The sequence below is a fragment of the Thioalkalivibrio sp. ARh3 genome, from assembly GCF_000377265.1.
In the GTDB taxonomy this organism is placed as follows: Bacteria; Pseudomonadota; Gammaproteobacteria; order Ectothiorhodospirales; family Ectothiorhodospiraceae; genus Thioalkalivibrio; species Thioalkalivibrio thiocyanoxidans.
On sequence record NZ_KB897953.1, the window covers coordinates 1 to 16,082 of the forward strand.

Consider the following 16,082-nt stretch of genomic DNA (forward strand, 5'->3'; position numbering starts at 1 on the left):
CCCCCCCTCGTAGGATGCGATGAGCCCTGCGAATCGCATCGTTGACAAACGCCGGGTGGCCGCGCGGGCCACCCTTCCTATGGCTACCAGTCCAGCGGGTCGCTGGTGTGGTCGAGGTCGAAGTCGTCCTGCAGACGGGCGCGCAGGGCGCGTTCTTCCATCATGCGTTCGAGGGTGCGGCGGGCGGCGTGCTTGTTCGGGCCGCGGTCGTTGACGAGCGGGTTCTCGAACAGGCCGGTGAGGTCTTCGGTGCTGTCGAAACCGGTATCGAGATTGAGGTCCATAGGGGTCTCCATATAGGCCGGCCGGGCCACCCCGGTACTGCGGCATCAGGAAATCCTTATATAGCGGCGACGCGCGCGCGCAAGCAGAAAATTCTTATGCTTTGTCGCGTTTGCTTATTGGCCGTATTGGGAGCATGACGGCAGCAAAAGTGCCAGGGTTTTCGAACTCGGCGACGGGTTACCGGTCCATCCCGAAGGAGACACTTAGACAGGCACGTGCGGTGCCGCCCGGCAGGGAGTGGACCGGGTGTCCGGTTGGTCCCGAATAGTCGAGAGGCGAGGTTATCCATGCTGATTCGTACGCGGCGTCGTTCCGATCCTGTCCGCAGCGAAATCACTCCAAAGGCGATCTACCAGCGACGGCGGGAATTCCTGCGCGCGGGTGTTGGACTGGGTGCGGGTTTGGCCCTGGGCGGGCTGGGTATGGCGGTCCCGGCGTCGGCCGCCTTGCGCGGCCATGAGCTCGACTTCGAGCCCAGCGACTTCTCCACCGGCGAGTCGAAGACGCCGTACGAGGAGATCACCAGCTACAACAACTTCTTCGAGATGGGCCCGGGCAAGGGCGACCCCAAGACCTACGCCGACCAGCTGAAGACCGACCCGTGGACCATCAAGGTGGACGGGCTGTGCGACAACCCGGGCGAGTATGCAGTGGAGGACTTCATCAGCCCCTGGTCGCTGGAGGAACGGATCTACCGCATGCGTTGCGTCGAGGGCTGGTCGATGGTGATCCCGTGGATCGGCTTCGAGCTGAACCGCATCATCGACAAGGCCGAGCCCCGGGGCGATGCCCGCTATGTGGCCTTCGAGAGCATCTACGACCCGGACAACCTGCGCGGCCAGCGGCGTCGGCCGGCCACCTCCGGCGGGCTGCAGTGGCCCTATACCGAAGGCCTGCGCATGGACGAGGCGATGCACCCGCTGACGATCCTTGCCGTGGGGCTGTACGACGAGGTGCTGCCGAACCAGAATGGGGCGCCGATCCGTCTGGTCGTGCCCTGGAAGTACGGCTTCAAGAGCATCAAATCCATTAAACACATCCGCTTCGTCGAGGACGAGCCGCCGACCCTGTGGAATCAGGCGCAGCCCGATGAATACGGCTTCTACAGCAACGTGAACCCGGACGTGGATCACCCGCGCTGGTCGCAGCGCACCGAGCGGCGCATTGGCGAATTTCGCCGTCGGCGTACGGAGATGTTCAACGGGTATGGGGATGAAGTCGCCTCGATGTACGAGGGGATGGACCTGACCGAGTACTTCTGACGGGTTCGGCGTGGCGACGACTCAACGCCGCAGAGGGCAGCCCCCGAGAGGCGTCTGGACGGGCGTGCTGCTGCTCTCGCTCGTGCCCGCGGTCTGGATTGGTCTGCGTATGCTCGGATGGTTCGGCGGACTGGGGGCGAACCCGATCGAGAAGCTGCTGGAGCTCTCCGGCACGCACGCGATGATCGCGCTGCTGATCGCGCTGGCCGTGACCCCGCTGCGGCAGATGACGGGGCTGGCCTGGATGACTCGCCTGCGGCGGATGCTGGGGCTGGTGGCCTTTGGCTACGTGACCGCGCATGCCCTGACCTGGCTGGGGCTGGATCTGTTCTTCGACTGGGAACTGGTGTTCTACGACCTGACCGAGCGCCCGTTCGTGATGGTCGGCTTTGCCGCCTGGGTGATCCTGCTCGCCCTGGCGGTGACCTCCACCGACGGGGCGCAGCGCTGGCTCCGGAAGAAATGGGTCTGGCTGCACCGCGGGGTATACGTGGCCGGGGTGCTGGCGATCCTGCATTTCCTCTGGCTGGCGCGGGCGGACTACGGCGAGGTCGCGCTGTATGCCGCGATCCTGGCCTTCCTGCTCGGCTGGCGGGTGGTCTATTCCTGGATCTCGGCGCGAAGGGTGCGGGCACGCAGGGCGGCCACTGCCTCCTGAATCGCTATCCTCAAGTCTGCTGCGGGGCCATTAGGGAGACGCTGATCCAATAGCACATCCGCGTTGGTACCCCCTGTTTTCCGAGACAAGGCGCGTCGTGCAGCGGGTAGTGGTTCTACCCGCCCGTTTTTGATTTATTCGGGGCGCAACGCAGGATCGGGAACCTGGGGTACCAACCCCAAAGGGGCTCGGCCGCTTTTGCGTGGGAACGGCGTTGCGGCTCCTTTGTGCAGAATGACTGCACGGCAGTCACCGCGCCTTGTTCGCACGCAAAAGCGACTCGAGCGCGAACGTGCAATTGGATCAGCGTCTCCCTAGGCGCGCCGCGATGCTACACTACGCAGTTTGCGGGCCGCATGGCCCGTCCCATTCCGACCGGAACCACATCATGCACGAGATCGAGACCCTGGAAGGCGAGTTCACGGATGCTGCCAACCATCGCTACGGCCTGCTGCTGGCGCGCTTCAACAGCCTGATCGTCGAGCGCCTGCTGGAAGGCGCGGTCGATACCCTGAAGCGCCACGGCGTGGACGAGAAGAACCTGACCATCGCCCGCGTGCCCGGGGCCTACGAGCTGCCGCTGGCGGCGCAGACGATGGCGCGTTCCGGCCGTTATGACGCGGTGATCGCGCTGGGCTGCGTGATCCGGGGCTCGACGCCGCATTTCGACTATGTCGCGGGCGAGGCCGCCAAGGGCCTGGCCCAGGTGCAGATGGCCGAGGACCTGCCGATCAGCTTTGGCGTGCTGACGACCGACTCCATCGAGCAGGCGATCGAACGTGCCGGCACCAAGGCCGGCAACAAGGGTGCAGATGCCGCGATGGGCGCGATCGAGATGGTCAGCCTGATGCGCAAGCTGCGCGCCGACGCCTGAACGGGTGGGTGTCGTACACGCCGTGAGTGAATCGCATAACCCATCGCAGCCCGCGGGCAAGGGCGGGCGTGGCAAGCGCCCGCGCAGCACGCCCGAGCAGCGTGCCCGCCACGCACGCTCGGTCGCGCGCCGTCGGGCGATGCAGGCGCTTTATTCCTGGCAGATGACCGCGGCCGAGCCCAAGGACATCCTTGCCGAGTTTCGCGACGACGAGGAACACGCCAAGGCGGATGCCGAGTACTTCCGCGAGATCCTGATCGGCGTGACGCGCAACCGCGAGGCGCTCGATGCCCGCATGGAGCCGTACCTGGGCCGCCCGCTGGACCAGCTGGACCCGGTGGAACGGGCCCTGCTGTGGCTCGGCCAGTGGGAGCTCGCCGAGCGCATCGATGTGCCCTACCGCGTCGTGATCAACGAGGCGGTGGATCTGGCCAAGCGTTTCGGCGCCGAGCAGTCGCACCGCTACATCAACGGGGTGCTGGATCGGCTCTCTGCCGACCTGCGTGGCCCCGAGCGTTCCACCCAGCGCTGATTCCCGTGGGCCGCCTCTCGCCATGACCGGTCCCGACTCCGAATTCGATCTGATCCGGCGCTACTTTGCCGAGCCGGCCAGGACCAGCCCGGACGTGCTTCTGGGCATTGGCGATGACGCGGCGCTGCTTGGAGTACAGGCCGGTCAGGAGCTGGTTGTCACGGTCGACACCCTGGTCGAGGGCACGCATTACTTCCCCGACCACCCGCCGGCCAGCCTCGGGCACAAGGCCCTGGCCGCCAACCTGAGCGATCTCGCTGCGATGGGGGCCGATCCACTGGGGGCGGTCCTGTCCCTGACTCTGCCTTCCGTCGACCATGACTGGCTGGCGGCCTTCAGCCGCGGGTTTCTGGCGCTGGCCGAACAGGCCTCGGTTCCGCTGGTCGGTGGTGATACGACCCGTGGTCCCGGGGCGATCAGCGTGACCGTGCTGGGACAGGTCCCGGCCGGACAGGCCCTGCGGCGTGCCGGTGCCCGCCCCGGCGACCGACTGGTGGTCAGCGGCGCGCTGGGCGGGGCGGCCGGCGGGCTGGCCTTCGAGCAGCAGCGCCGCGAGCAGGGCCAGCCGACGGATGAGCAGTCCCCGGATTGCGCCCGCCTGTTCTGGCCGAATGCGCGTCTGGCACTGGGGCGCGGCCTGCGCAATCGGGCGCGCGCCGTGATCGATATCTCGGACGGCCTGCTGGCCGATCTCGGGCACTTGTGTGCGGCATCCGGCTGTGGTGCCCGGGTCGACTGGTCGCAGGTGCCGGTCGACCCGCTGCTGGAAGGGCAGCCCGAGGGGGTGGTTCGCGATTGGGCGCTGGCCGGTGGCGAGGACTACGAACTGCTGTTTGCCCTGCCGCCGACCGAGCCGCTGGAGCTGCTGAGCCTGAGCGTGCGCACCTCGCTGACCGTGATTGGCGAGTTCACCAGCGGCAGCGAGATCGAGGTGGTGGATGCCGAAGGCGCGCGGCTGGACGTCGCGCGCCGGGGCCACGATCATTTCGCGGGTTAGCCTGCATAGACAAAAGCCTATCCAAGCCAAGGGACGTCATGGCCAGGAAGAAGACCGGCGCCGGTGCGGCGCCCGCTCACAGCTCAAAGCCGAAGATGCCGTCGGCGAAGACGGTGTTTACCGACCCGATCCACCTGCTGGCCTTCGGGTTCGGGAGTGGCCTGTCGCGCTGGGCACCGGGGACGACCGGGTCGCTCGGCGCGCTGGTGCTCTACTTCGCGATCATGAACTTCCCGGAGTGGGCCTATCTGGCCGTCACCGTGCTCGTGGTCATGGCCGGGTTCCACATCTGCGGGGAGAGCGCGCGCCGGCTGGGCGTGCACGACCATCCCGGGATCGTCTGGGACGAATGGGCGGGGATGCTGATTACCCTGGCCTTCGCGCCCGCAGGGCTTGTCTGGATCGTGATCGGCTTCCTGCTGTTCCGGCTGTTCGACATCCTCAAGCCGTGGCCGGCCAACTACTTCGACGCCAAGTGGAAGGATGGCCACGGGATCATGATGGATGACGTGGTCGCCGGCCTCTATGCCGGGTTCGCGCTGGTGATCCTCGCGGCGCTGTTCCAGCAGTTCTTCGTGCAGTAGTCGGCTTGCCGTGGTGATGCCTGTTGATGGGATTCGCTTCGCTCATCCCATCCTACAGCGCGCCACCAACCTCGTAGGATGGGATGAGCGAAGCGAATCCCATCGGCCCTAACGCCGGGTGAAAAGGGGGAGTTCGTGGCGCCGCGCATTGGCGGCGATGAAGCTCCCGCGCCCGTCCTGGTCGATGTCCAGACCGGCGCGTTCGGTCGACTCCTCGCCCAGGATGGTGGCGAGAAACACCTCCAGCTCCCGGCCATCCACGCGCAGCTCGCCATACGGTCCGCCATCGGCGGCCGGGTACCAGAACAGGCGTGGCTGCCAGTTGCATCCCTGGATCTTCGGGTGTTCATAAAGCGCGATCAGGCGTCGTTCGAGGGTGTCGCTCATGGGAACCTCTTGCGGAGTCGGGCGGACGAAGAGCGTACGGGCCCCGCTTCTTGTAAGGGGCCGGGGTGCCGCAAAGGGCGGTACTGTAGAACAAACCGTTCCCCGCGTCAGAGGACCCGACGTATGGCGTTTGACTGGAAGCAGTACGACCCCAAGCCCTTCTATGACGAACTGATTGCCAAGCCCGGCAAGCCGCGCAAGCCGGCCAAACCCCTGACCGACTACCTCAGCAGCCTCGACGACACCGAGATCCAGAGCCGCAAGGCGGCGGCCGACAGCGCGATCCTGGAAATGGGGATCAGCTTCACGGTCTACACCGAAGGCGAGAACATCGACCGCGCCTGGCCGTTCGACATCATCCCGAGGGTAATCACCAAAACCGAGTGGGAGCGCGTGACCAGGGGGCTCGAGCAGCGCCTGACCGCGCTCAACATGTTCATCAACGACATCTACAACAAGCAGCAGATCTTCAAGGACAAGATCATCCCGCGCTATGTCCTGAAGCAGTCGAAGAACTTCCGCGAGCAGTGCGTCGGGATCACGCCGCCGCACGGCGTATGGGCGCATATCTGCGGCACCGACCTGGTGCGCGACGGCAAGGGCGACTTCTACGTGCTGGAGGACAACCTGCGCGTGCCGTCCGGCGTGTCCTACATGCTGGAAAACCGGCAGGTGACCAAGCGGGTGTTCCCGGAGCTGTTCGAGAGCTCCAGCATCCTGCCGGTGGACGAGTACCCAACCCAGCTGTTCGACATGCTGGCCTCGATCTCGCCGCGCCCGCAGGACTATCCGGAGATCGCGGTACTGACGCCGGGCATCTACAACTCGGCCTATTTCGAGCACTCGTTCCTCGCCCAGCGCATGGGGGCGGAGCTGGTCGAAGGCGCGGACCTGGTGGTCGGTGATGACGACTGCGTGTACATGCGCACCATCGATGGTCTGGAGCGGGTGGACGTGATCTATCGTCGGATCGACGACGAGTTCCTCGACCCGGAGGTGTTCAATCCGGACTCGATGCTGGGCGTGCCCGGCCTGATGCGGGCCTGGCGCAAGGGCAATGTCGGGCTCGCCAATGCCCCCGGGGCCGGGGTCGCCGACGACAAGGTGATGTACGCCTATGTGCCCGAGGTGATTCGCTACTACCTCGACGAGGAGCCGGTCCTGCCCAACGTGCCGACCTACCTGTGCGTGGACGACAAGGACCGCGAGTACGTGCTCGACCATCTGGACGAGCTGGTGGTGAAGCCGGCCAACGAGTCCGGGGGCTACGGGATGCTGGTCGGCCCGCACGCGACCAAGAAGCAGCGCGCGGAGTTTGCCCAGCTGATCCAGAAGGACCCGCGCAACTACATCGCACAGCCGACCCTGGACCTGTCCGTCGCCCCGACGCTGTGTGGCGACGATATCGAGCCGCGCCACCTGGACCTGCGGCCGTTCATCCTGCAGGGCGTGCGCACCGACGTGACCGCGGGCGGGCTGACCCGCGTGGCAATGCGCAAGGGCTCGCTGGTGGTCAATTCCTCGCAGGGCGGGGGCAGCAAGGACACCTGGATCGTGGACGAGGAGAACTGAGATGCTCTCGAGAGTCGCGGAACGCGTCTACTGGATGGCGCGTTATGTGGAGCGCGCGGAGAACACCGCGCGCATGGTCACGGCCTTCCATCTGCTGGCGCTGGACATGCCGAAGTCGGTCCAGCTCTCGTGGAAGGGCCTGGTCGAGGTGACCGGGAACGACGAGCTGTTCGACAACCACTACCAGCGTGAGGACGAGCGCAACTGCGTGAAGTTCCTGCTGGCCGACGCCGACAACCCCAGCTCGGTGCTCAACTCCCTGCGTGCGGCGCGCGAGAACGTGCGTACCACCCGCGATCTGGTGCCATCCGAGGCCTGGGAGGTGATGAACGAGCTCTACCTGTTCGCCCGTGACGAGATCGACCAGGGCATCGGCAAGCGCGGACGCTTTGAATTCCTGTCGAGCATCATCCAGCGCTGTCAGACCCTGACCGGCCTGCTGGCGGGGACGATGAGTCACGACGCGGCCTATGACTTCATCCGTCTCGGGCGCAATCTGGAGCGCGCGGACATGGGCACGCGCCAGGTGGATGTCGGTGCGCTGAAGCTCCTGAAGAAGAACAACGACGACCCGGAGCCCTACGAGGGCCTGCTGTGGACCAGCATACTGCGCTCCGAGAGCGGCTTTCAGATGTACCGCCAGCACGTGAAGCGGCGGATCAACGGTGTGGACGTGGTGCGTTTCCTGCTGCAGGACAAGGCGTTCCCGCGGTCGGTGACACATGCCCTGACCCAGGTGCAGGACGCGCTGGAGAGCCTGCCGAACAACGAAGTCCCGCTGCGGCTGGTGATCCAGGCCCGGCGCCACGCGATGAACGCCAGCGTGGACGAACTGCTGGCCGAAGACGGTCTGCATGACTTTGTCGACCGGCTCCAGCAGGACATCGCGGATATCCACGGCGCCAACGCCGAGACCTGGTTCCTGGCTGCCCCCGCACAAGCCGCGTAACCCGCGCCTGTGGGGGCTTGCTTGCAGGCGAAGCCCTGCCCGCGTCCGGCTTTGGCAGGGGCTTCGCCGGCAAGCCGGCTCCTACAGCGTCGTGGTTAGCGGCGTGGCTTCTTGGTCTTGCTGGTGCTCGCCTTGGTCGAGGCGGCCTTGCCGCCGGATTTGCTGGAGCCCCGGCTGACCCGTGTGCCCCGCTGCTTGCGCCCGTGGGTGCCTTCCCAGTCGAAGCGGGGCAGGTCGGTAAAGGCGCGCTTGATGTTCGTGTCCCAGGCCTGAGTGAGGGAACGCAGGTATTCGTCATCGGCCTCCATGCACAGATAGTGGTCGAAGGCGATGGTGCCGCGTTCGTAGACCAGTACCTCGATCGGGGGCCCGACGGTCAGGTTGGAGCGGATGGTGGAGTCGATCGAGACCAGCGCACAGCGGGCCGCATCGCCCAGCGCGGTGTCGTGCTCGATGATGCGATCAAGGATCGGTTTGCCGTACTTGCTCTCGCCGATCTGCAAAAACCGCGTCTGCTGCGAGGTGGTGATGTAGTTGCCCTGGGGGTAGATCAGGTAGATGCCCGGGGCATCCCCTGCGATCTGGCCCCCGATGATCATCGTTGCCTCGGCCTGCATGCCGGACCGGGACAGGGCCTCGGAATGCTTCTCGGTCTCCTCGCGATTCAGGCGCCCCAGGTACTCGGCGGCATCCGACAGACGCTCCACGGTCGCCAGGCTCTCCTCGGCGTTGTCCTCCATGTCGCGCTTGAGCCGGTGCACCACCGCCTGGGTGGTGGCCAGGTTCCCGGCAGTCAGCACAACGAACAGACGCTGGCCCTCGACCTCGAAGGTGTGCATCTTGCTGTAGGTGCTGACCTGGTCGACGCCCGCATTGGTGCGCGAGTCCGAGGCGAACACGAGGCCGTCGTCCAGATCGATGGCGACACAGTAGGTCATGCGGGAGCGGGATTCCGGGCTGGGGAGAACGGCATACTAGGGCCGGGGTAGGGGGGCGTCAACGCTACCGGGCCGCGAACCCCTTCGTAGAGAGGGGGTCACATCCTGGCGTTGGCACGCCGAAACACAAGAGGAAAAATGTATGTGGCGCATGCTGGTCGTTGTGGCTTCAGTCTTGCTCATCTCGTTCCTGGGTCACGCCAAGGCGGAACTGTCCACGGAGGCCCTGATCGAGCGCATGCAGGAGGGCGGGATGGTGATCTACTGGCGTCATGCGGCGACCGACCGCAGCCAGCGCGATCGCGACCTGTCGGACATGTCCCGCTGCGATCTGCAGCGCAACCTCAGCGATGAAGGGAAGGAAGAGGCGCGCAAGGTAGGCGAGGGCTTCGAGCGCCATGCGATCCCCGTGGAGTCCATCCTGAGTTCGGCCTTCTGCCGCAACGTGGATACGGCCCGCATCGCCTTTGGCGAGAACTCCTACGAGATCCGCGACGACCTGTTCAACGTCCCGCCGGTGCGCGGGCGCGAGCGGCAGGAAGAGCTGGTTCGAGCCTTGCAGCGTTACCTGAACACGCCCCCCGAGGATGCCAGCCAGAACGTGGTGATCGTGGGGCACAACATCAATCTGCAGCGAGCGGCCCGGGTAAGGATCCACGAGGGCGAGATGGCCGTCTTTGAGCCCGGAGACGAGCGCTCGCGACTGCTGGGCGTACTGATACCCGACGACTTCTGATGCATCGCAAGCCGGCGTCCTCGGCATTTTTCGTCTACGCAGTAGGTAGACGAGCGGGGAGTAGAGACGATGCCGGGGCGAACGTGTGGGGTAGTGGGGGCGCTGCTCCTTGGCCTCATGCCGGCAGGGCTTGGGGCCGGGGAGCTGGATGCGGAACAACTGATCGAGCGCCTTCAGGGTGGCGGGCTGGTCGTGTTCTGGCGCCATGCGGAGACCGACCGCGTGCGCGATGACTACGACCTCAGCGACATGGATGACTGCGCGGGACAGCGCAACCTCAGCACCCTCGGTCGCAACCATGCGCGACGGGTCGGCGATGGCTTTCGGGCGCTGGATATCCCGGTGGAACAGGTGCTGACCAGCCCGTTCTGCCGCAACTGGGAGACCGCCTCGCTGGCCTTCGAGGATTACGAAATCCGCTATGACCTGTTCAATCTCCCCTGGGTGCAGGACGAGGAGCGCCGCGCCCATCTGATCGATGGCCTGCGACGTCATCTCCAGACGCCCCCGGCCGACCCCGCCTCGAACATCGTCGTGGTGGGGCACGACCTGAACCTGCGCCATGCGGTGGATCTGGAGATTCAGGAGGCCGAACTGGCGGTCTTTGAGCCCGCGCACGAAGGCCCCAGGTTGCTGGGGGTCCTGGCCCCGAGCGATTTCCCCGAACCGGATATCGAGCGCGTGGCACCCGTTCCGGAAATGCTCGAGCGCGAGGATTCGAGTCCGCGCTAGGGAAACACTGATTCATGTACACGCTCGCGCTCGAGTCGCTTTTGCGTGCGAACAAGGCGCGGTGACCGCCGTGCAGTCATTCTGCACAAGGGAGCCGCAACGCGGTTCCCGCGCAAAAGCGGCCGAGCCCCTTCGGGGTTGGCACCCCGGGTTCCCCGATCCTGCGTTGCGCCGCTTGCGGGTAGAACCACTACCCGCTGCACGACGCGCCTGGTCTCGGAAAACCTGGGGTACCAACGCGAGTGTGTACATGAATCAGTGTTTCCCTAGGTGTGATCTCTCAATAGGTTGTCCACGGGACCGTCCGAATACGCGGGTGGTTCTGCAGGCCCGCTTGCCCACCCGTCCAGCCCGGCGAGTATTCTGAGCTTCAGCCGTGCCGAGCGTGGATAAACGGGAGGATCTCCTGTCGCCGCTGAGCAGGGCGCGAACCCATGGGGGCGGTCAGGACCGGATACGACCGAAAAAGGCCCCGCGCCGGGCGGGGCCTTGCGAAGGTTGGGCCCTGGGGGCTGCCTAGTAGAGAAAGTCCGGCAGGTGATTGCGCAGGGCGGCCGGGTCCTGAACCTTGGACACGTTCTTGGCGATCTGGGCGGTGACGATCTGCGTGACCTGTGGGTCCAGCAGTTCGCGCAGTGCACCCAAGAACTGGGGCGCGGCCAGGATCACCAGCCGCTGGTAGGTGCCGGCGTGATAGGCCGACTTGAGATGATCGGCCACCTGGCGGGCAAAGCGGTTGCGCTCATTAACGCTCGGATCGGTAGTCTCCTGCATGGCGTGGCGGCCATCACCCCCAGCGCTGCTCCAGCTGCGGCCCGGCCGGTCGCTAACCAGCTCTCGAGGATGTACGCGGGATTCGGTGTGCGTCAGGGTCTCGGTCTCGTGCAGACCCTGGCAGGCGCGACCTTCACAACTGAGGATGCGCGCGCGGGCGGCATCGGCGACAACGATCCATACGGTATCCATACAGTGCCTCCTGTTGGACGGACGTGGATGCCCCGAAGGGCGAAACGGAACACAGCATCCGCAAGCGGGTCGGGCTCTGCACTCGCACCCGCGCGGGAATTCGGCAGCCTTCAACGTTTAGTGTAGATCGTTGTGGCCGAGTTTCCTGACCCCCTGCAGCGTCAACCTCACCCGCTCGATGCGCGTCACAGGATCGCAGGCAGCGCAGACACGAGTACGCGATGCCGTCGTGCCTGGGGGCGGTCTTGCAGCACGCCGGGAGGCCCTTGTCCGGAAGCATGGCGAGGGCCCTTCCGGGCGGGTCTGCCGGCGTGGGAGCGGGATCCATTGATCACTGCCTCCGTGGTTGTGATGGCAAGGGCTCCGGGCCCTCGCGTGGTGGCCGATTCAGGCAGCCGCCTGGCAAGGGGCTACTTGGGGTCGTCCTTGCGTTTCAGCAGGTCGGCGAGCTCGGCGAAGGGGTTGTGGGTTGCCGACGTGCCCGCGCTTTGACCACTGCCGGGGGTCGCGTCGGTGTAGCGCTGGTGCTCGTTGTCGTGGCAGTACAGGCACAGCAGCTCCCAGTTGCTGCCATCGGACGGGTTGTTGTCGTGGTCGTGGTCGCGGTGGTGCACGGTCAGTTCGTGCAGGTTGGCTCGTGTGAACTCGCGCCCGCAGCGCCCACAAACCCAGGGATACATCTTCAGTGCCTGCTCGCGGTACCCGCGTTCGCGTTCTGCGCGCGAGCGCTGCGTCTGCGCAACCAGTTGATCCAGCCGGTCACTCGAATGGTTCATGTTGCCCTCCACGCTACCCGGCGTTCTCCTGCGCGGTGACCCGCGTATCGATGATGCGATCACCGCCCTCTTTCTTGGCACGATACATCCGAAGGTCGGCTTCGTGCACCAGGGCCTCGGCGCCCGTGGCCAGTGTCTCTTCGGGGTAGCTGGCGATCCCGGTGCTGGCGGTCAGGGGGTCGCCGTCCGGGGTGTAGCACGCCGGTTCGCGCAACACCCGTTCCATGGCCTCGCGGGCGCCCGCGCGATCGGTTTCGGGCATCAGGACCAGGAACTCCTCGCCGCCCCAGCGAATCACGCTGTCGATACCGCGCAGGCGTTCGGTCAGGGCGGTGGCAACCGCACGCAGGGCCCGGTCGCCTTGCTCGTGTCCGAAGCGGTCGTTCAGTGCCTTGAAGTTGTCGAGGTCGACAAAGGCCACCGCGAGCGGGCGACTCTGACGCTGTGACCGTGCCATCTCGCGCTCCAGAAGCGACTCGCCGCTGCGGCGGGTGTAGCAGCCGGTCAGGGCATCGCGCGAGGATTCGCGCACGAGGGCGGCCAGGAACTGCAGCTGGCTCATGCTGGCCAGTGCAGCGACCGAGGCGATCAGCAGCAACAGCCAGAAGGCACCGGCGTGCGTGGTCCATTCCATGCCGTCCAGTTGCAGGGCGGCCGCTACCGCCTGTCCGGCCAGTACGGGGGCCGCGTACGCGACTGCCTCGGTGACGGTCAGCGGAAAGATCGCCAGCCCCGCGATCATCACGAAGGGCAGGAAGGCGTAGCCGGCCGCGATCGCGGCCTCGAGCCCGGCCATGTCGCGGAACGCCAGGAGCGGATGGGAGTAGAGGAAGAAGACGGTCGGGATCGCGAACAGCAGGGCCAGTGCGACCCAAGCACGGGGCATGCTCTCCGATGGCCGGAAGCGCAGGGCCATGGCCAGAAAGGCCGCACTGGTCAACAGCCGTGCCAGGGCAAGCTCGCCCCAGACCGGCCAGGGCAGAAACACGAGGTCCACCAGGATCCAGAGGGGGGTGAGGAGTGCAAACAGAAACGCAACCAGGCGCACTCGCGAGATGATCAGACGCGCTCGCTGATGCTCCAGCAGGGCGTGATGACGCCAGGGCATCAGCAACAGGTCACGGTTCGGGCTGCCCAGCTGCTGCTTCAGCCCCTCGATCAGGGTGGGCCGCCCACCGCTCATGCTGGTGGGTTGCCTAGTTGCGGGCCGGGATGGCCAACATGGAAGCCCTGGGCGTAGTGGATGCCGATCGACTGCACCGCCTCGAGGATCTCCTGGTCCTCGACGAACTCGGCGATGGTGCGCACGTCCAGGTCACGGGCCAGCGCAGCGATGGAACGTACGAACGCCTGGTCGCGCAGGTCGTGGACCATGTTGCGTACGAAGTCGCCCTCGATTTTCACGAAGTCGATCGGGAACCGCTTGAGATAGTGGAATGACGAGAAGCCGGAGCCGAAGTCGTCGACGGCAAACTGGAAGCCCTGATGCTTGAGATCCAGGACGAATTTCTCCAGTACGGCCATGTTCTTCACCGTGTCGCGCTCGGTGATCTCGAATACGACCTTGGCCGGGTCGATGTCATGATCCTGCGCCAGCTGGCGGACCTTGCCGATGAACTCGCCGATGATCAGGGCGCGCGGCGACAGATTGATGAACAGGAGCCCGGTGTAGCCTGAACGCTGTACCTCGGCAAAGGCCTGTTCGATCAGCACGTAGTCGAGCTGATGCATCACGCCCATGGTCTCGGCCACCTCGACGAACTGTCCGGCCGGGATCAGTTCGTCGCCGACGCGGATGCGCATCAGCAGTTCGTGGATCCGCGCCTCGCCCGTGCGGACGTCCATGATGGGCTGGAAGAACGGCACGATGCGCCGGTCTTCCAGTGCCTCCATGATCATGATGCCGGTCTCGCCCGCTTCGCGGAATACCTCGGCCACTTCCTCGTCGCTGGGCACGCAGACCGCGTTTTTCCCCTCGCGCTTGGCCTTGTACATCATGTTGTCGGCCACCAGGAACAGATCACGCGTGTCCTTGCCGTGGCGCGGATAGGCCGAGATGCCGATGCAGGTGGTGGCCTTGACGCGCGAGCCATCCGGGGCCGGGAGCGACAGTCGATCGGTGGCCTCGGCCATGTGGGCGGCCAGCTGCCAGGCGGACTGCTGGTCGGTTTCGGGCAGGATCAGCGCGAACTCGTCCCCGCCGTAGCGGGCCAGGATGTCCTCGTTGCGGATCGCATCCTGGATGGTGTTCGCATAGGCCTGCAGGAAGCGGTCGCCGAAGGCATGGCCATAGCGGTCGTTGATGGTCTTGAAGTTGTCGAGGTCCACGACCATGACCGCGAAGGGGTAGGCATGCCCCTCGGCGCGCTTGATCTCGTAGTTCAGCAGCTCCCAGAACACCCGCTGGTTGTACAGGTTCGTCAGCGGATCGCGGGTGGCGTAGTACTCCAGGTCCTGGGTGTACTTGTAGATTGCTTTCACAGAGCCCACCAGGTTCAGCAGGGTCGACAGGATGCTCTCGATCACCACGTGCCGCACCGGATCGCGCACCAGCTCGGACTGCACCCCGATCCCGACTACACCGCCGATGCGCGGGGCCTCCAGGACCAGGGACTTGGTCGCCATCTCGATGGTGTGCGGGGATAGCTCCGGCAACGCGCGGCTGGTGTCCGCGACGTTGTGACGGACTGTCAGGTTGGCGTCCATCGCGAACTGCTCCGCGCCGCGGATGCGGTGGGCGGCCAGGTGCTCCACCGTGCGCCGGGTGGTCTCGGTCGGCTCGGCGCGCCAGAAGATCTCCAGTTCGTAGACCTCGTCGTTGGCCTTGAACAGGGTAAACAGCGTGTAGGCGTCGATGATCGTGTTGATCTCGGTGAGCAGCACGCCGATGTATTCGCGCCAGTCGCGCACCACGTCCGAGGTGATGATGAATTTGTCGAGGAGCTTCAGCTCGAACTCGAGGATGTCCTTGTCCACTGCGACCGAGCGCAGCTTGCGCACCAGGTCATCCACCTGATCGACCACCTGGTTGAGTTCCACGAAGCCGGTGTCGATGGCCTGCGTTTCGACGTGGTTGAGATCCTTGATTGCGTTGACCTGGGTCACCTGGTCCTGGAACCGGCGCACCGAGCGGGTGATGGGGGCCGTGGCCCAGGCGGCAATCAGGGAGCCCAGAAGCAGCGTGCCCAGCCCGGTCCCGAGGAAGGTCCAGACCTGCTGGTTGCGCGCCTCGCTGATGGCCGTGCCCAGGTCCTGACGCACTTCCATCACCCCGAGCACGTCGCCGCTGGACGCGTTGTCGTGACAGCTCAGGCACTCGTTGCGGGCGCGCAGGGGGAAGGTGTAGCGCAGCTCGCCGTTATCCTGGCGACTGTCGATGGCACCGGTCTTGAAGGCCTGCTCGATACGTTCGTGCCAGTTGGCCTGGTCCACGTCGCCGTACAGGGCCGAGACCTTCTCGCCGCGATAGAGATCCAGCTGCAACGGCGTATCCGCCAGCGATTCCTCGATGCCCGCCGAAAACGCCTCCAGCTGCTCGCGGGTCCAGCCCTCGCGCATGATCTGGAACATGGAGGCGAAGGTCTGGTGGGCGATGCCGCTGGCGGTCTGCTCCGCCTGGCGCGTCATCGTGCGCTCGTAGATCAGGGTGGAGGTGATGTGGACGGCCAGAAAGACGAGCAGGGCCACCCCCATGATGGCCGCGATGATGAACAGCCGCAGTCGCAAAGCCCGGCGAGGGGATGCGGGACGTTCCGCGGACATAGGCCAGCGCCTTTCTGGACGATAGAAAAGGGCCTCGAGTGTGAGACATCTAATACCTGTGTACCTTGATCT

General features: G+C 65.5%; 17 protein-coding genes. 10 read left to right on the forward strand and 7 right to left on the reverse strand.

Annotated features, from left to right (window positions below; all coding sequences use genetic code 11):
• Positions 1 to 83: 83 nt before the first annotated feature.
• Positions 84 to 284 (reverse strand): PA3496 family putative envelope integrity protein, encoded by a 201-nt coding sequence (locus C995_RS0112205; RefSeq protein WP_018865208.1) that lies wholly within the window; start codon positions 282 to 284, stop codon positions 84 to 86.
• A 288-nt stretch (positions 285 to 572) separates the two neighbouring features.
• On the opposite strand from C995_RS0112205, the gene msrP reads away from it, so the two are divergent.
• The 6 genes from msrP to C995_RS0112235 all read left to right on the forward strand — a co-directional run bounded on the left by msrP (position 573) and on the right by C995_RS0112235 (position 5,192).
• Complete coding sequence (gene msrP / locus C995_RS0112210; RefSeq protein WP_018865209.1) at positions 573 to 1,547, forward strand: protein-methionine-sulfoxide reductase catalytic subunit MsrP; 975 nt, start codon at positions 573 to 575, stop codon at positions 1,545 to 1,547.
• 64 nt (positions 1,548 to 1,611) lie between these two features.
• Entirely contained in the window at positions 1,612 to 2,205 is a 594-nt protein-coding gene (locus tag C995_RS0112215; RefSeq protein ID WP_018865210.1) for a sulfite oxidase heme-binding subunit YedZ, read from the forward strand.
• A gap of 388 nt (positions 2,206 to 2,593) precedes the next feature.
• Positions 2,594 to 3,079: a 6,7-dimethyl-8-ribityllumazine synthase gene (gene ribE, locus C995_RS0112220; RefSeq protein ID WP_018865211.1), complete on the forward strand. Its 486-nt coding sequence runs from the start codon at positions 2,594 to 2,596 to the stop codon at positions 3,077 to 3,079.
• Between the two features lie 22 nt (positions 3,080 to 3,101).
• On the forward strand, positions 3,102 to 3,611 hold the full coding sequence (nusB, locus tag C995_RS0112225) for a transcription antitermination factor NusB (protein WP_196800156.1): 510 nt from the start codon (positions 3,102 to 3,104) through the stop codon (positions 3,609 to 3,611).
• Positions 3,612 to 3,633: 22 nt separating this feature from the next.
• The gene (thiL, locus tag C995_RS0112230; protein WP_018865213.1) at positions 3,634 to 4,608 is read left to right on the forward strand and encodes a thiamine-phosphate kinase; all 975 of its coding nucleotides are present in this window, start codon (positions 3,634 to 3,636) and stop codon (positions 4,606 to 4,608) included.
• 38 nt (positions 4,609 to 4,646) lie between these two features.
• Positions 4,647 to 5,192 carry a phosphatidylglycerophosphatase A gene (locus C995_RS0112235; RefSeq protein WP_019624824.1) on the forward strand — a complete coding sequence of 182 codons (546 nt, stop codon included), beginning with the start codon at positions 4,647 to 4,649 and terminating at the stop codon, positions 5,190 to 5,192.
• Between the two features lie 108 nt (positions 5,193 to 5,300).
• Here the strand turns inward: C995_RS0112235 and C995_RS0112240 are convergent, their stop codons facing one another.
• Positions 5,301 to 5,579, reverse strand: a complete 279-nt coding sequence (locus C995_RS0112240; RefSeq protein WP_018865214.1) for a hypothetical protein — start codon at positions 5,577 to 5,579, stop codon at positions 5,301 to 5,303.
• A 123-nt stretch (positions 5,580 to 5,702) separates the two neighbouring features.
• Between C995_RS0112240 and C995_RS0112245 the strand changes: the two genes are divergently transcribed.
• Both C995_RS0112245 and C995_RS0112250 read left to right on the forward strand, forming a co-directional pair.
• A complete protein-coding gene (locus C995_RS0112245) occupies positions 5,703 to 7,151 on the forward strand; it encodes a circularly permuted type 2 ATP-grasp protein (protein ID WP_018865215.1) in 1,449 nt (482 codons plus the stop codon).
• A gap of 1 nt (position 7,152) precedes the next feature.
• Positions 7,153 to 8,100 carry an alpha-E domain-containing protein gene (locus C995_RS0112250; RefSeq protein ID WP_018862140.1) on the forward strand — a complete coding sequence of 316 codons (948 nt, stop codon included), beginning with the start codon at positions 7,153 to 7,155 and terminating at the stop codon, positions 8,098 to 8,100.
• 95 nt (positions 8,101 to 8,195) lie between these two features.
• Here the strand turns inward: C995_RS0112250 and C995_RS0112255 are convergent, their stop codons facing one another.
• Positions 8,196 to 9,038: a proteasome-type protease gene (locus tag C995_RS0112255; RefSeq protein WP_018865216.1), complete on the reverse strand. Its 843-nt coding sequence runs from the start codon at positions 9,036 to 9,038 to the stop codon at positions 8,196 to 8,198.
• A gap of 151 nt (positions 9,039 to 9,189) precedes the next feature.
• On the opposite strand from C995_RS0112255, the gene C995_RS0112260 reads away from it, so the two are divergent.
• A complete protein-coding gene (locus C995_RS0112260) occupies positions 9,190 to 9,774 on the forward strand; it encodes a histidine phosphatase family protein (protein ID WP_369771660.1) in 585 nt (194 codons plus the stop codon).
• Positions 9,775 to 9,843: 69 nt separating this feature from the next.
• Positions 9,844 to 10,506, forward strand: a complete 663-nt coding sequence (locus tag C995_RS0112265) for a histidine phosphatase family protein (RefSeq protein WP_038081091.1) — start codon at positions 9,844 to 9,846, stop codon at positions 10,504 to 10,506.
• A gap of 516 nt (positions 10,507 to 11,022) precedes the next feature.
• Here C995_RS0112265 and C995_RS0112270 read toward each other — a convergent pair.
• From C995_RS0112270 to C995_RS0112285, 4 genes are all read right to left on the reverse strand, one after another.
• Positions 11,023 to 11,472 carry a host attachment protein gene (locus tag C995_RS0112270; protein WP_018865219.1) on the reverse strand — a complete coding sequence of 150 codons (450 nt, stop codon included), beginning with the start codon at positions 11,470 to 11,472 and terminating at the stop codon, positions 11,023 to 11,025.
• Positions 11,473 to 11,882: 410 nt separating this feature from the next.
• The gene (locus tag C995_RS0112275) at positions 11,883 to 12,248 is read right to left on the reverse strand and encodes a YajD family HNH nuclease (protein WP_019624525.1); all 366 of its coding nucleotides are present in this window, start codon (positions 12,246 to 12,248) and stop codon (positions 11,883 to 11,885) included.
• 13 nt (positions 12,249 to 12,261) lie between these two features.
• The gene (locus tag C995_RS0112280) at positions 12,262 to 13,431 is read right to left on the reverse strand and encodes a diguanylate cyclase (protein ID WP_018865221.1); all 1,170 of its coding nucleotides are present in this window, start codon (positions 13,429 to 13,431) and stop codon (positions 12,262 to 12,264) included.
• Entirely contained in the window at positions 13,428 to 16,010 is a 2,583-nt protein-coding gene (locus C995_RS0112285; protein ID WP_026279105.1) for a bifunctional diguanylate cyclase/phosphodiesterase, read from the reverse strand. Before C995_RS0112285 ends, C995_RS0112280 begins: the two co-directional genes overlap by 4 nt.
• Positions 16,011 to 16,082 lie beyond the last annotated feature (72 nt).

Bases quoted from the DNA above. Each gene is read 5' to 3' on its own strand.
- msrP (WP_018865209.1), top strand. From the start codon at position 573: ATGCTGATTCGTACGCGGCGTCGTTCCGATCCTGTCCGCAGCGAAATC.
- thiL (WP_018865213.1), top strand. From the start codon at position 3,634: ATGACCGGTCCCGACTCCGAATTCGATCTGATCCGGCGCTACTTTGCC.
- C995_RS0112205 (WP_018865208.1), bottom strand. From the start codon at position 284: ATGGACCTCAATCTCGATACCGGTTTCGACAGCACCGAAGACCTCACC.
- C995_RS0112245 (WP_018865215.1), top strand. From the start codon at position 5,703: ATGGCGTTTGACTGGAAGCAGTACGACCCCAAGCCCTTCTATGACGAA.
- C995_RS0112265 (WP_038081091.1), top strand. From the start codon at position 9,844: ATGCCGGGGCGAACGTGTGGGGTAGTGGGGGCGCTGCTCCTTGGCCTC.
- C995_RS0112240 (WP_018865214.1), bottom strand. From the start codon at position 5,579: ATGAGCGACACCCTCGAACGACGCCTGATCGCGCTTTATGAACACCCG.
- C995_RS0112235 (WP_019624824.1), top strand. From the start codon at position 4,647: ATGGCCAGGAAGAAGACCGGCGCCGGTGCGGCGCCCGCTCACAGCTCA.
- C995_RS0112280 (WP_018865221.1), bottom strand. From the start codon at position 13,431: ATGAGCGGTGGGCGGCCCACCCTGATCGAGGGGCTGAAGCAGCAGCTG.
- C995_RS0112250 (WP_018862140.1), top strand. From the start codon at position 7,153: ATGCTCTCGAGAGTCGCGGAACGCGTCTACTGGATGGCGCGTTATGTG.
- C995_RS0112270 (WP_018865219.1), bottom strand. From the start codon at position 11,472: ATGGATACCGTATGGATCGTTGTCGCCGATGCCGCCCGCGCGCGCATC.
- C995_RS0112275 (WP_019624525.1), bottom strand. From the start codon at position 12,248: ATGAACCATTCGAGTGACCGGCTGGATCAACTGGTTGCGCAGACGCAG.
- C995_RS0112285 (WP_026279105.1), bottom strand. From the start codon at position 16,010: ATGTCCGCGGAACGTCCCGCATCCCCTCGCCGGGCTTTGCGACTGCGG.
- C995_RS0112260 (WP_369771660.1), top strand. From the start codon at position 9,190: ATGCTGGTCGTTGTGGCTTCAGTCTTGCTCATCTCGTTCCTGGGTCAC.
- ribE (WP_018865211.1), top strand. From the start codon at position 2,594: ATGCACGAGATCGAGACCCTGGAAGGCGAGTTCACGGATGCTGCCAAC.
- C995_RS0112255 (WP_018865216.1), bottom strand. From the start codon at position 9,038: ATGACCTACTGTGTCGCCATCGATCTGGACGACGGCCTCGTGTTCGCC.